This is a genomic window from Bacillus sp. XT-2, from assembly GCF_025696525.1.
Lineage (GTDB): Bacteria > Bacillota > Bacilli > Bacillales > Bacillaceae > Bacillus > Bacillus halotolerans.
The window spans coordinates 140,177-154,092 of record NZ_JAHVOC010000001.1; the positions used below are offsets into that span (position 1 = coordinate 140,177).

The following is a 13,916-nucleotide window of genomic DNA, read 5'->3' on the forward strand; positions in this document are numbered from 1 at the left end:
GAGGTGAGACACATGGCTAACAATAACTCAGGTAACAGCAACAACCTTTTAGTACCAGGAGCTGCTCAAGCTATCGACCAAATGAAATTGGAAATCGCTTCTGAATTCGGTGTAAACCTTGGAGCAGAAACAACTTCTCGCGCTAACGGTTCTGTTGGAGGAGAGATCACAAAACGTCTTGTATCTTTTGCTCAACAAAACATGGGCGGAGGACAATTCTAATTTACAATTTCACATAATGGCTTAGGAGTGGGGTTTTTCCCCACTCTTTTTCGTTTTTTTATAAAAAAGGACCAGCGGCCTATAAAAACCGATGTTTATGGAGCTTGTTTTTAGGCATATCCTTACGGAAACGGCATGTATTTATGTATAATGGGTGGAGAAAGTGAGGAGTTGTTCGTGTTGAAACGAGAAGATTTAATTGCCCCAATGGAATACAATTTAGTTAATGAAATCGAAAAGTTCAGTGCAACTGGACAAAAAACCGCCCTATTATGGGAGGATGAATCGGGCAAACAAAAATCATGGTCGTATGAAAAGCTTATGGAAGAAACAAATAAAATCGGTGCGGCTCTGGCTGATCTTGGATTTAAAAAGGGAGATAAACTGATTGTAATGGTGCCGCGTGTGCTCGAAGCCTATGCCGTTTATCTGGCTATCCTGAAATCGGGAATGGTCGTTATTCCTTGTTCTGAAATGCTTCGTGCGAAAGATCTTGAATACCGGATTGAACATGCCGAAGTGAAAGGCGCCATTGTTTATTCTGCTTTTATTGGCGCTTTCCGTGATGTCAGTACTGCAGACCGCCTGATTAAACTTTCTATTGGTGAAAATGATGCCGGATGGAAAAATCTATTAACGATTGATGCGGATGGAAGCCGTTTTCAAACTGCTGATACAACAAGAGAAGACATGGCGTTCTTGTCTTATACTTCCGGAACAACGGGACAGCCGAAAGGTGTTGTACATACACATGGATGGGCATTTGCTCATTTAAAAACATCTGCCGGTGCATGGCTTGATATTTCTGAACAGGATACCGTATGGGCGACTGCTGCGCCAGGCTGGCAAAAATGGGTATGGAGTCCGCTATTGGCGGTACTCGGAAGCGGAGCAACAGGTTTTGTGTATCAAGGCAGATTCAAAGCTGAAAAATATTTAGAGCTTTTAAACCGCTACAAAATCAATGTTTTCTGCTGTACGCCGACGGAATACCGTTTAATGGCAAAGGTCGAAGGCTTAGATAGCTACGATCTTTCAGCCCTGCACAGCGCTGTTTCAGCCGGTGAGCCGCTCAACCGCGAAGTGATTGACGTGTTCCAAAAGCATTTCGGCGTCAAGGTCAGAGACGGATACGGCCAAACAGAAAGCACGCTTTTAGTCGGTGTCTTAAAGGATATGGACATTAAACCGGGAAGCATGGGAAAACCGACACCGGGAAATCAGGTGGAGATCATCAATGAAGACGGTGAAATCTGCAAAACTGGTGAGGTTGGTGATATCGCTGTTCACCTCAGCACCCCGGCACTCTTTAAAGAATATTTTAAAGATCCGGACAGAATGAAAACACAAATTCGCGGCGATTATTTCCTAACAGGAGACAGAGCAAGAAAAGATGAGGATGGTTACTTCTGGTTTGAAAGCCGGAATGACGATATCATTATCAGCTCCGGCTACACGATCGGGCCATTCGAAGTGGAAGATGCGCTCGTGAAGCACCCTGAAGTCAAAGAATGTGCTGTCGTCGCAAGCCCTGATGAAATAAGAGGCTCCATCGTTAAAGCATACGTTGTCCTGCAAGATCACGAAAAACGCAGTGATGAGCTCGTCAAAGTTCTGCAAAATCATGTGAAGACCATTACGGCTCCATACAAATATCCAAGAGAGATTGAATTTGTCGAAAGCCTGCCGAAAACGGCTTCTGCAAAAATCAGACGAGTGGAATTAAGAAAACGTGAAGAACAGCTCAAAGCCAATAAAGAGACGTAAAGAAAGAGAGTGAACGTGAATGAAGGCGATATGGCACGGCGGTTTCATTTATACGATGCTCGAAGAAGGCCACCAAACGGAGGCTGTTTATGTTGAGGATGGTGTCATAAAAGGCACCGGCAGCTATGAGAGTCTGAAGAAGAAATACAGTTCACCGGAAACAAAAGACATCAGTTTGAACGGAGCAGTCATGTTTCCAGGATTTGTGGACAGCCATTTGCATCTGATCGGGCACGGAGAAAAACAGCTCCAGCTTGATCTGTCTTCGTTTACATCTAAAGAAGCTGTGCTGCAGGCTGCGAAGGCAAGAGAAGAGAGCCTGTCTGAAGACGATTGGCTCATTGGAGAGGGCTGGAATGAAAATCAATTCCAGAAGCCGGCTTATTTGACGAAGCATGACCTTGATCCTTTATTCCCGAACAGGCCCGTCCTGCTCAAGCGGGTATGCAGGCATGCAATAGCGGTCAATTCTGCGGCGCTGCAAGCCGCAGGAATTTCAAAAGCCACTCCTGATCCCGATGGCGGAGTCATTGGCAGAGATGCAGACGGTGAGCCGACGGGGCTTCTGTTTGATAAGGCGCAGGATCTGGTCCTGCAAGCCGTTCCGCCTGTATCTCAGCACTATGTTGATCAGGCGCTTACAGCGGGCATTCAGGATTGCTGGACAAAAGGCCTGACAGGCGGCCATTCGGAAGATTTGTCTTATTACGGCGATGTGTCCGTTCCGATGAAAGCTTATGAGACGGCTGCGGCAAGCGGAAAGTATCCGTTTCGCTGTCATTTGCTCGTTCATCATGAAGCGGTTGATCGGTGGGAGCAAATGAAGAAGCCGTCTGGCCCGTACGTTGAATTCGGTGCGATGAAACTATTTTCTGATGGAGCGCTTGGCGGGAGAACAGCTTTGTTAAAAGAACCGTATCATGACGATCCTTCTACAAACGGTGTTCAAGTCCATGATGATGAAACACTCAGCCGCCTCGTTCAAAAAGCGAGAGAGAAAGGAATGGAGGTTGCCGTCCATGCCATTGGCGACCTTGCCTTTGAAAAAGTGCTGCAGGCTGTCGAGCAGCATCCGCCAAAAAGCGGCCGGCATGATCGTCTGATCCATGCTCAGGTGCTGAATGATGAACTGATTGAAAAAGCAGCACGCATGCCGATTGCTCTTGATCTTCAGCCTCATTTTGTCGCCAGTGATTTTCCGTGGGTGATTGACCGTCTTGGAGAAGGCCGTATGAAAACAGCTTTTGCCTGGAAAACACTGATCTCTAAAGGCATTTTATGTGCAGGGGGTTCTGATGCTCCGATTGAGCCTGTTGAGCCGCTTCTCGGCATTCAGTCTGCGGTGCTCCGGACAAGCAGCCGCGAACAGAACGGTCCGAGCTATAACGAAAGCGAGTGTTTAACAGTATATGAAGCTATCAGGCTTTATACAGCAGGAAGTGCTGAGATCATTTACAAAGAGCAGACACGGGGGAAAATAGCCGAAGAGTATGACGCGGATTTTACCGTTCTCAGTGAAGATCCGTTTACAATTGACCCGAAACAGCTTCATCTTTTAAAGATAGAAAAAACCGTTATCAACGGTCAGATTGTATATGAGAATCAACAGTAAAAAGGACAGGCGAATAGCCTGTCCTTTTCTTTTTCTATAAAAATGTCCGTTTTACTTTCTCCCAAAATGAATTGTCCTTTAGTTTCACGGTTTTTATTTTTTTATCAGACAGCTTGATTTCAATCGTTTTCACGTTTCTTGTGCTGAGTGCTTCATTGTCCAAACCGATAATCGGGTGTTCATTTCCGGCTTGCACCACACGAAGCGTCAGCTTTCGTTCAGAGCTGAGGACAAACGGAGAGCCTAGAGTGCGGTAGGTATTATTGTTAAGCGAAGCAAGCTCCGTCACCTGCATGCAGGGAAGCAGCGGATCAACGACAGCTCCGGCCACAGACTTATTATAAGCTGTGCTGCCTGTAGGCGTGGAAATAATCATCCCGTCTCCTCTGAACGTTTCGAAGTGCAGATCGTCAATCAGCACATCCATCACAAAGGTTTTAATTATGCTCGAACGAATGGAAACTTCGTTTAAACAATGAAAAGGACTGGTCTGATCCACTGTCACTTCAATCAGCGGATATTTTCTGACCTCAATTTGTTCAAACGTCATCGCATCCACCATTTTTTCATGCTCATCACTATTAAAATCACAGTATAAATGAGCTTTCCCCTTTTTGGTGATGCCGACGTATAAGCAGTCGTCACGGAAATTCGTCTTTCTGACCGCCTGCAAAAATGTACCGTCTCCGCCTACACTGGCAATAATATTGGCGTCAGAAGGCTGATTGACAACAGTAAATCCGTTCTCTTCAGCCAATTGTGTTAAGGAGCTGACTTGTTTGTTTGTTTCCTGGTCCTGTTTGTGAAAAAAATAAACATTACGGCGATGATCGGTCATATCCCATTTCCCCTTTGCTGTCATATTTAAGTTTTTCTGCCATCCAGTATTTGTGATAAAATACCTTTGGTCATAAGTGTACCACGTTTGCCGGCAGCCCGTTAAGCCGGAGCTTTCTCATCAATGAAACATTTTTTCATTTGAATCGTATAATGAGAGAGTTTGGGAAAAAGGAGGAGAAAAAATGAATGCAAAAAGATGGATCGCATTAGTGATCGCCCTTGGAATTTTTGGCGTGTCCATCATCGTCAGTATCTCAATGAGTTTCTTTGAAAGTGTCAAGGGTGCCCAAACAGACCTTACGTCACTGACAGATGAATCTCAGGAAGTGACGCTTGAAAACGGAAGCCTTTCCAGCAAAATCGCCGTTTTGGAGGTCAGCGGCACCATTCAGGATAATGGTGATTCAAGCAGTCTGCTCGGTTCAGACGGGTATAACCACCGAACATTCTTAAAAAATCTTGAGCAGGCAAAAGAGGATGATGCGGTAAAAGGGATCGTACTCAAGGTAAACTCTCCGGGAGGCGGAGTGTATGAAAGTGCCGAAATACATAAAAAACTGGAAGAGGTAAAAAAAGAAACAAAAAAACCAATCTATGTGTCAATGGGATCGATGGCAGCTTCCGGAGGTTATTATATCTCAACAGCTGCCGATAAAATTTTTGCGACACCGGAAACCCTGACAGGATCTCTTGGGGTTATCATGGAGAGCGTGAATTATTCAAAGCTGGCTGATAAGCTCGGCATCTCTTTTGAGACCATTAAAAGCGGAGCTCACAAGGACATTATGTCTCCTTCCCGTGAGATGACAAAAGAAGAAAAAAATATCATGCAATCTATGGTTGATAACTCCTATGAAGGCTTTGTCGATGTCATTTCGGAAGGCCGCGGCATATCGAAAGCGGAAGTAAAGAAAATCGCGGACGGACGCGTGTATGACGGGCGGCAGGCGAAAAAACTGAATCTTGTGGATGAACTCGGATTTTATGATGATACAATTGCGGCCATGAAAAAGGATCATAAAAACTTGAAAAACGCTTCTGTCGTCTCTTACGAGGAAAGCTTCGGATTAGGCTCTCTGTTTACTATGGGAGCGAACAAAATGTTTAAAAGTGAAATTGATTTTCTGAATATGAGAGAAGTTCTTTCACAATCCGGTTCGCCGAGAATGATGTATCTCTATGCGAAGTAGGAGGGATCAATAATGGATGCGACATATGAAGAGTTAGAGCGCAGCGACATCGCAGGCCCGGATCAAGCGGAACAGCTCACACACGCATATGCGGGCTTTTGGGTCCGTTTTTGGGCTTTCCTGCTTGATTGGCTCGTTGTGTGGGGGGTAAACCATTTAATCGTTTCTCCCATCTTTACTTTACTGGATCTGCCGAAAATATCCGGCATGTTCACCATCTCAGCGTACAGCATCACAACGCTTTTCGTTTATCTGGCGTATTTTGCGCTGATGACCAAATACTTCAGGCAAACGCTTGGAAAAATGGTGTTCGGCCTTAAAGTAATTTCTGTCAAGCAGGGCCATAAGCTGACATGGAGCACCGTGATTTTCCGTGAAGTGATCGGGCGGTATATTGATAAGATTTGGATTTTATATATCATCGTCGCTTTTTCTCCTAAAAAACAGGGGATTCATGATTACATTGCTGATACAACTGTGGTGCACGAAAAATTATATCGTAAATAACAGCTAAACCCGGACCCCGTCCGGGTTTATTTTTTGCTGAATGGGCGATAATGCTTCCTAGAGGAAGTGAAAGAATATGGTATATGTGCTGTCAGCCATTCTTATTCTTATAGGTATCGTGCTGCTTCTCAGAATGAAAATTCATGTTGCCGCGGAGTATCTTCATGCTGAGGATAATGACAAAATAACTTTGAAAATTACAACGCTGTTTGGCCTGGTTCGGATTAAAAAAACAATTCCGGCGATTAAGGTGAACAAAGATGACGGAACAGTCGATATCAGACAGAACACAAAATCGAAAGTGAAAAAAAGCAGCAGCAAGAAAAAAATTACGTTTGATGATGTGCAGCAAAGCATCAATAAAATTGAAATGCTTCTGCATCATGTCACTAAGTTAAGGAAAATCAGCGCCTCTTTTATAGCGCATTTGCATATCACAAAACTCGAATGGATCACAGTTGTCGGGGTTCATGACGCAGCAGTGACAGGTGTGTTAACGGGTGCCGTATGGGGAGTCAAAGGCGGTATCGCAGCTATGCTTCATGACCATTTAGACTTTGTGAACAAGCCTGTTTATGAAGTGATTCCATCGTTTCAAGTCCCTGTTTCCAAGACCCATTTTCAGTGTATATTCTTTTTTCGCTTTGGACATGCTATGCTTGCAGCTTTCAAATTCGTCAAATACGGACGGGAGCTTTCTGTATTAAAGAAAAATCCGTCGGCTCGAATGACTTCAAAGAATGATTCACCAGTTTAAGGAGGAAGCGTATATGGCAGACCATCCCATCCAAGGTTTAATGAAAACCGCAATGGAAAACTTGAAGGAAATGATTGATGTTAACACAATCATCGGGGATCCGGTTGAAACACCGGATGGAAGCGTGATTTTAACCGTTTCTAAAGTCGGATTCGGATTCGCCGAAGGCGGCAGCGAGTTTGGCGGCAAGCCGGCTGAGAAAAAATCGGAAGACGATGAAACAAGAGAACAAAAACTGCCCTTCGGAGGCGGAAGCGGAGGCGGTGTGTCCATTACGCCGATCGCGTTTTTAATTGTCGGTTCGACTGGCATCAGAATGCTTCATTTAGATGAAAATACACATTTGATTGAGAAAATTCTAGACGCAGCCCCTCAAACACTGGAACGCATACAGCAAATGTTTAAGAAAAATAACAAGAATCAAAACCAAGGCCAAAATCAAAACCAAATGAACAATATGAATTATTAAAGAAGGGTTAACTGCGGCGGCCGCAGTTAACTTTTTTTTGGCATAAACTTTGCAGTTTGCAAGAAACTTTACTATGATAGAGACATACATACGAAAGGGAGGAATTATAATGGCTGAAATTACATTCAAAGGCGGTCCTGTTACGCTTGTCGGACAAGAAGTGAAAGTAGGGGATCAAGCTCCTGATTTCACAGTGCTGACAAACAGCCTTGAAGAAAAATCGTTAGCTGACATGAAAGGAAAAGTAACGATTATTTCTGTTATCCCTTCAATTGACACAGGCGTTTGCGATGCACAAACCCGCCGCTTTAATGAAGAAGCTGCAAAGCTTGGAGATGTCAACATTTACACAATCAGTGCGGACCTTCCATTTGCACAGGCGCGCTGGTGCGGAGCAAACGGAATTGACAAAGTAGAAACTCTGTCAGACCACAAAGACATGTCATTTGGCGAAGCGTTCGGTGTATACATAAAAGAACTTCGTCTGCTTGCGCGTTCCGTATTTGTGCTTGATGAGAACGGAAAAGTCGTTTACGCTGAATATGTAAGCGAAGCAACGAACCACCCGAATTATGAAGAGCCGATTGAGGCTGCCAAGGCATTATTGAAGTAAGCAGGTGAAAAAAGCTCCAGGCTGCCGCCGGAGCTTTTTTCATGGCAAGGAGGAACACATTATGCAAAACGATCATGTAGGTGCGGTATACGGGCTGCTGGATGATGCCGCGATCATCATAAAAAATGAATTGCAGATTTCATATATAGAAGCGCTTGCCGAAGCGGGAGAAATGTATTTTCTTGAAAAAACAGATCAGCTGAAGCTGCCGAATGAGAAGGCTGCAAAGCTTCAAGCACTGCTTGAAAAAGCCGAATTTGACACATATGAGCACGAGTGGGTGCGCAAAGCATTCCAGCTTGCCGTCCTAAAGGGATTAAAGGATATATCCCATCCAAACAGACAAATGACACCGGACACAATCGGGCTTTTTATCAGTTATCTGGTAAATAAGTTTATGGCAGGAAAAAAGGAGTTAACGCTTCTTGATCCGGCTGTCGGAACGGGAAATCTTCTGTTCACCGTGTTAAACCAGCTGTCTGAAAATACGGTGAAAAGCTATGGCATAGAGATAGATGACGTGCTCTTGAAAATCGCCTATGACCAGGCGAACCTTCTGAAAAAAGAGCTGGAACTGTTCCACCAGGACAGCCTCGAGCCGCTGTTTATCGATCCGGTTGACACAGTGATATGCGATCTGCCGGTTGGCTATTATCCGAATGACGAAGGGGCAAATGCCTTTGAACTGAAAGCGGATGAAGGCCATTCCTTCGCCCATCATTTGTTTATTGAGCAAAGCGTCAAGCATACGAAACCGGGCGGATACCTGTTCTTTATGATCCCGAATCATTTGTTTGAAAGCTCTCAAAGCGACAAGCTGAAGCAGTTTTTCAAGGACAAGGTTCATATCAATGCACTATTGCAGCTGCCGAAATCAATTTTTAAAGACGAAGCCCATGCCAAAAGTATCCTTGTGCTTCAGAAAACAGATGAAGAGACGAAAGCGCCGAACCAAATTCTGCTTGCGAATCTGCCGTCTTTCTCCAACCAGAAGGCGATGCTCGACATGATGGCGCAAATAGATGCGTGGTTTACTAAGGAAAAATAGAAAATGAAAAAACAGTTTGAGCGTCCGTCATATGAGGAAGCTTAAGCTGTTTTTTTGTTTGAACATCAGAGGGCAGATAAACGAATTGAATAGGGTTTCAAAACACAAAATACGAAAGGAGAAACTGCATGATGTAAGCGTTAATCAATGTTAAGCGGATAGGCAATGTGTCTGAAAATAACGACTTCTTTTTGTAAGCGTTATCAATACACAAGTTGACTTGAAAAGCCGACATGACAATGTTTAAATGGAAAAGTCAGATATTTTTCGGGAGAAAATGATGATTCACCCGGGAAAAAAGTACGAAAAACGAAGATGTTGATACAGAGTAAAAAGGAGCGTCAATCATGTCCAAAATTATTGCAATTAACGCAGGAAGCTCGTCTTTGAAATTTCAGCTTTTCGAAATGCCTTCAGAAACCGTTTTAACGAAGGGCTTAGTTGAACGAATCGGTATCGCCGACAGTGTGTTCACGATTTCTGTAAACGGCGAAAAAAATACAGAAGTAACTGATATACCTGATCATGCGGTAGCGGTTAAAATGCTGCTTAATAAGCTGACAGAATTCGGCATTATCAAAGATTTAAATGAAATTGACGGAATTGGACACCGCGTGGTACACGGCGGAGAAAAATTCAGCGATTCCGTTTTATTAACGGACGAAACAATTCAGGAGATCGAAGATATTTCTGAATTGGCGCCGCTGCACAACCCGGCAAATATCGTCGGAATTAAAGCCTTCAAAGAAGTGCTTCCAAATGTTCCTGCGGTTGCTGTTTTTGATACGGCATTCCATCAGACAATGCCTGAGCAGTCTTACCTGTACAGCCTGCCATACGAATACTATGAAAAATTCGGTATCCGTAAATACGGCTTCCACGGCACTTCTCATAAATATGTGACTGAGCGTGCGGCAGAGCTTCTCGGCCGTCCGTTAAAAGATTTACGCCTGATTTCCTGCCACCTTGGCAATGGCGCAAGTATTGCAGCTGTTGAAGGCGGAAAATCAATTGATACATCTATGGGCTTCACGCCGCTTGCCGGTGTTGCAATGGGTACACGCTCTGGAAACATCGACCCTGCCCTTATCCCATACATTATGGAGAAAACAGGCCAGACAGCTGACGAAGTACTGAATACATTAAACAAAAAAAGCGGACTGCTTGGCATCTCCGGTTTCTCAAGCGATCTTCGTGACATCGTTGAAGCAACGAAACAAGGAAATGAGCGCGCGGAAACTGCGCTTGAAGTCTTCGCGAGCCGCATCCACAAATACATCGGTTCTTACGCTGCCAGAATGAGCGGTGTGGATGCGATTATCTTTACTGCCGGTATCGGTGAAAACAGCGTAGAAGTCAGAGAACGCGTTCTTCGCGGTCTGGAATTTATGGGCGTATACTGGGATCCTGCGCTTAATAACGTACGCGGTGAGGAAGCGTTCATCAGCTACCCTCATTCTCCAGTAAAAGTTATGATCATTCCGACTGATGAGGAAGTCATGATTGCACGAGACGTTGTTCGTTTAGCTAAATAATGCAAAAAGCACATTCACTTGAATGTGCTTTTTTGTTGAAGCATCATAAAGGTAGACAAAAATACAAAGAGGTGAGCCAATGAGCGTTCAAGAGCATAAACAAGAAGCACCCGATATTGTCCGGTGCAAAGTGATTACTGTCAGTGATACGAGAACGGAAGAAACGGATAAAAGCGGCAGGCTGATGATCTCATCTTTAGAAGAAGCCGGCCATCAGATTGCTGCATATGAAATTGTGAAAGACGAAAAGGATGCCCTGCAGCGGTCTGTCTTAGCGGGATGCATGGATGATCAGACGGACGCGGTCCTCTTAAACGGCGGGACGGGTATTGCAAAGAGGGACGTCACCATTGAAGCCATTACGCCGTTGTTTTCTAAAGAGCTGCCCGGCTTTGGAGAAATATTCAGGATGCTCAGTTATACAGAAGACATCGGCTCCAGTGCGATCATGTCGAGAGCCACAGCCGGCGTTATCCAACACACAGCCATTTTTTCAACGCCAGGCTCCAGCGGTGCGGTAAAGCTGGCGATGAATAAGCTGATTATTCCGGAGATCGCCCATGTGGTCAGAGAAATCAGAAAAGACAAGTAAATGAATAAATACTACGAAACTTCACCTGGAAAAATGGGTGAAGTTTTTTTAATAAAAGGCTTGAAAAAAAGGAACTTACTTGTTAAAGTGTATACATACAAAATGTATTTTTATTAAATATAATTTATTTTTATACAAAAGAAACAGGGTTGAGAGGAGATTTTTATCATGGCAGAACAGAAAAAAGTCGTATTAGCATACTCAGGGGGTCTCGATACTTCCGTCGCGATAAAATGGCTTCAAGAGCAAGGGTATAATGTCATCGCCTGCTGTCTGGATGTCGGCGAAGGCAAGGACTTGGCGTTTGTTCAGCAAAAAGCGCTTGAAGTCGGCGCAACAAATTCTTACGTGATCGATGCAAAAGAAGAATTCGCCCAGGATTACGCGCTGTTATCTTTGCAGGCTCACACGATGTATGAAGGGAAATATCCGCTCGTGTCCGCATTGTCTCGGCCGCTTATTGCAAAAAAATTAGTCGAGATCGCAGAAAAAGAAGAGGCGCAGGCAATTGCGCACGGATGTACAGGGAAAGGAAATGACCAGGTGCGTTTTGAGGTATCAATTAAATCATTGAATCCTGACCTTGAAGTCATCGCTCCGGTTCGGGAATGGCAATGGTCTCGTGAAGAAGAAATTGAATATGCGGCAAGCCGCGGCATTCCGATTCCGATTAATCTTGACAGCCCATATTCCATTGATCAAAACCTTTGGGGACGCGCAAATGAGTGCGGCATTTTAGAAGATCCGTGGGCTGCTCCGCCAGAAGGAGCATACGACCTTACAGCGCCGCTGGAAAAAACACCGGATACACCGGAAGTGATAGAAATCGCATTTGAACAAGGCGTGCCTGTATCCATCGACGGCGTCTCTTACTCACTTTCTGAATTAATTTTAAAACTGAACGAAATTGCAGGCGCGCATGGTGTCGGACGTATCGACCACGTAGAAAACCGCCTTGTCGGCATTAAATCCCGTGAAGTATACGAATGCCCGGGTGCGATGACGCTTATCAAAGCACACAAAGAACTGGAAGATTTGACATTAGTGAAAGAGGTCGCGCACTTTAAACCGGCCATCGAACAAAAGCTGTCAGAAATCATTTACAACGGCTTATGGTTCTCACCTTTAAAAGACGCGCTGCACGCTTTCTTAAAAGAAACGCAAAAACACGTTACAGGCATCGTTCGCGTGAAGCTGTTTAAAGGCCATGCGATTGTAGAGGGGCGTAAATCAGAATACTCTCTATATGATGAAAAGCTTGCAACATATACAAAAGACGATGCGTTTGATCACCATGCGGCAATCGGATTTATCGAGCTTTGGGGACTTCCGACAAAAGTGAACAGCATCGTGAAAAAGAAGGAGCAGATTAAAGCATGAAGAAGCTTTGGGGAGGCCGATTCCAAAAAACACCGGAAAAATGGGTTGATGAATTCGGCGCGTCCATATCATTTGACCAACATTTAGTGACTGAAGACATTACAGGGTCTCTCGCACATGCTGCCATGCTGAAAAAATGCGGTATCCTGACAGAAGAAGAAGAGCTGAAAATCCGTGAGGGACTGAATGCCCTTTTGCAAAAAGCAGAAGACGGGGCATTAGAGTTCTCAGTTGATTATGAAGATATTCATTTGAACATTGAGAAAATGCTCATTGACGAAATTGGCCCTCTCGGCGGCAAGCTGCATACCGGAAGAAGCCGGAATGACCAGGTGGCAACTGACATGCATTTGTACCTGAAAAACCATGTCACTCACATTATCGAGCTGATAGAGGCATTCCAAGGCGCGCTCATTGATAAGGCAGAAGCAAATGTTGAAACCATTCTGCCGGGCTACACTCATCTTCAGCGCGCCCAGCCGATTTCATTCGCTCACCATCTGCTTGCGTATTTCTGGATGCTGGAGCGCGACAAGGAACGTTTTCAGGATTCAATGAAGCGGATCAACAAATCTCCGCTCGGCTGCGGAGCGCTCGCGGGTACCACCTTCCCGATCGATCGTGAGTATTCAGCAGAGCTGCTCGGCTTTGATTCCATTTATGAAAACAGCCTCGACGGCGTCAGCGACAGAGATTTCATTTTGGAATTTTTAAGCAACAGCAGCATGCTGATGATGCACCTTTCTCGTTTCTCTGAAGAAATCATTCTGTGGTGCTCGCAGGAGTTTAAATTCATTGAGCTAGACGATACGTACGCAACGGGAAGCAGCATGATGCCGCAGAAGAAAAACCCGGATATGGCTGAGCTGATCCGCGGCAAAACAGGACGCGTGTACGGTGACATGATGGGGCTGTTTACGATCATGAAAGGCCTTCCGCTCGCTTATAACAAAGACCTGCAGGAAGACAAAGAAGGCATGTTTGACACGGTGAAAACGGTCGAAGGCAGCCTGCAAATCTTCACAGGCATGATTCAAACAATGACTGTGAACAAAGACATCATGAAGCAAGCGACAAAACAAGACTTTTCAAATGCGACGGAGCTGGCTGATTATTTAGCGAAAAAAGGAATGCCATTCAGAGAAGCGCACGAAGCGGTCGGAAAGCTTGTGTACACATGCATCGAAAAAGGAATCTATTTAAGCGACATGCCGTTTGACGATTTTCAGAAGGCGAGCGATCTCTTCGAAGAAGATATTTACACTGTTTTGGATCCTTATCATGCGGTCGAAAAAAGAATGAGCGCAGGAGGCACGGGCTTCAAACAGGTTGAGGAGGCGCTCGTAAAGGCGAAAGCTTGCGTGGCTGCCGGAGTTTGTTAAAA

At 44.8% G+C, this 13,916-nt stretch carries 14 protein-coding genes; 13 read left to right on the forward strand and 1 reads right to left on the reverse strand.

Annotation, left to right across the window (positions count from 1 at the left end; translation table 11 throughout):
* Nucleotides 1-12: 12 nt before the first annotated feature.
* The 3 genes from sspA to KXD37_RS00795 all read left to right on the forward strand — a co-directional run bounded on the left by sspA (nt 13) and on the right by KXD37_RS00795 (nt 3,601).
* Nucleotides 13-222, forward strand: coding sequence for an alpha type acid-soluble spore protein SspA (sspA, locus tag KXD37_RS00785; protein ID WP_014114778.1), 210 nt, complete (start codon nt 13-15; stop codon nt 220-222).
* 177 nt (nt 223-399) lie between these two features.
* Nucleotides 400-1,989, forward strand: a complete 1,590-nt coding sequence (gene mbcS, locus KXD37_RS00790) for an acyl-CoA synthetase MbcS (RefSeq protein ID WP_106020266.1) — start codon at nt 400-402, stop codon at nt 1,987-1,989.
* Between the two features lie 19 nt (nt 1,990-2,008).
* Nucleotides 2,009-3,601, forward strand: coding sequence for an amidohydrolase (locus tag KXD37_RS00795; RefSeq protein WP_263463180.1), 1,593 nt, complete (start codon nt 2,009-2,011; stop codon nt 3,599-3,601).
* 34 nt (nt 3,602-3,635) lie between these two features.
* Here KXD37_RS00795 and KXD37_RS00800 read toward each other — a convergent pair whose 3' ends face one another.
* Nucleotides 3,636-4,439, reverse strand: coding sequence for an NAD kinase (locus KXD37_RS00800; RefSeq protein ID WP_024122495.1), 804 nt, complete (start codon nt 4,437-4,439; stop codon nt 3,636-3,638).
* 184 nt (nt 4,440-4,623) lie between these two features.
* Here KXD37_RS00800 and sppA point away from each other — a divergent pair, with 184 nt between their 5' ends.
* The 10 genes from sppA (at nt 4,624) to argH (ending at nt 13,914) form a co-directional block, all read left to right on the forward strand.
* A complete protein-coding gene (gene sppA / locus KXD37_RS00805; protein WP_044153849.1) occupies nt 4,624-5,631 on the forward strand; it encodes a signal peptide peptidase SppA in 1,008 nt (335 codons plus the stop codon).
* Between the two features lie 12 nt (nt 5,632-5,643).
* Nucleotides 5,644-6,138, forward strand: a complete 495-nt coding sequence (locus KXD37_RS00810) for an RDD family protein (RefSeq protein ID WP_263463184.1) — start codon at nt 5,644-5,646, stop codon at nt 6,136-6,138.
* A 76-nt stretch (nt 6,139-6,214) separates the two neighbouring features.
* Entirely contained in the window at nt 6,215-6,895 is a 681-nt protein-coding gene (locus KXD37_RS00815; protein WP_263463186.1) for a DUF2953 domain-containing protein, read from the forward strand.
* A 13-nt stretch (nt 6,896-6,908) separates the two neighbouring features.
* Nucleotides 6,909-7,364, forward strand: coding sequence for a GerW family sporulation protein (gene ytfJ, locus KXD37_RS00820; protein WP_263463189.1), 456 nt, complete (start codon nt 6,909-6,911; stop codon nt 7,362-7,364).
* A 109-nt stretch (nt 7,365-7,473) separates the two neighbouring features.
* The gene (gene tpx, locus KXD37_RS00825; RefSeq protein WP_024122490.1) at nt 7,474-7,977 is read left to right on the forward strand and encodes a thiol peroxidase; all 504 of its coding nucleotides are present in this window, start codon (nt 7,474-7,476) and stop codon (nt 7,975-7,977) included.
* Nucleotides 7,978-8,038: 61 nt separating this feature from the next.
* The gene (locus KXD37_RS00830) at nt 8,039-9,025 is read left to right on the forward strand and encodes a class I SAM-dependent methyltransferase (RefSeq protein WP_106020262.1); all 987 of its coding nucleotides are present in this window, start codon (nt 8,039-8,041) and stop codon (nt 9,023-9,025) included.
* Between the two features lie 347 nt (nt 9,026-9,372).
* Nucleotides 9,373-10,560 carry an acetate kinase gene (locus tag KXD37_RS00835; RefSeq protein ID WP_024122488.1) on the forward strand — a complete coding sequence of 396 codons (1,188 nt, stop codon included), beginning with the start codon at nt 9,373-9,375 and terminating at the stop codon, nt 10,558-10,560.
* A 79-nt stretch (nt 10,561-10,639) separates the two neighbouring features.
* The gene (locus tag KXD37_RS00840) at nt 10,640-11,152 is read left to right on the forward strand and encodes a molybdenum cofactor biosynthesis protein B (RefSeq protein ID WP_106020261.1); all 513 of its coding nucleotides are present in this window, start codon (nt 10,640-10,642) and stop codon (nt 11,150-11,152) included.
* A 168-nt stretch (nt 11,153-11,320) separates the two neighbouring features.
* A complete protein-coding gene (locus tag KXD37_RS00845) occupies nt 11,321-12,532 on the forward strand; it encodes an argininosuccinate synthase (protein ID WP_024122485.1) in 1,212 nt (403 codons plus the stop codon).
* Nucleotides 12,529-13,914: an argininosuccinate lyase gene (gene argH / locus KXD37_RS00850; RefSeq protein ID WP_106020260.1), complete on the forward strand. Its 1,386-nt coding sequence runs from the start codon at nt 12,529-12,531 to the stop codon at nt 13,912-13,914. The genes KXD37_RS00845 and argH overlap by 4 nt, the downstream gene beginning before the upstream one ends.
* Nucleotides 13,915-13,916 lie beyond the last annotated feature (2 nt).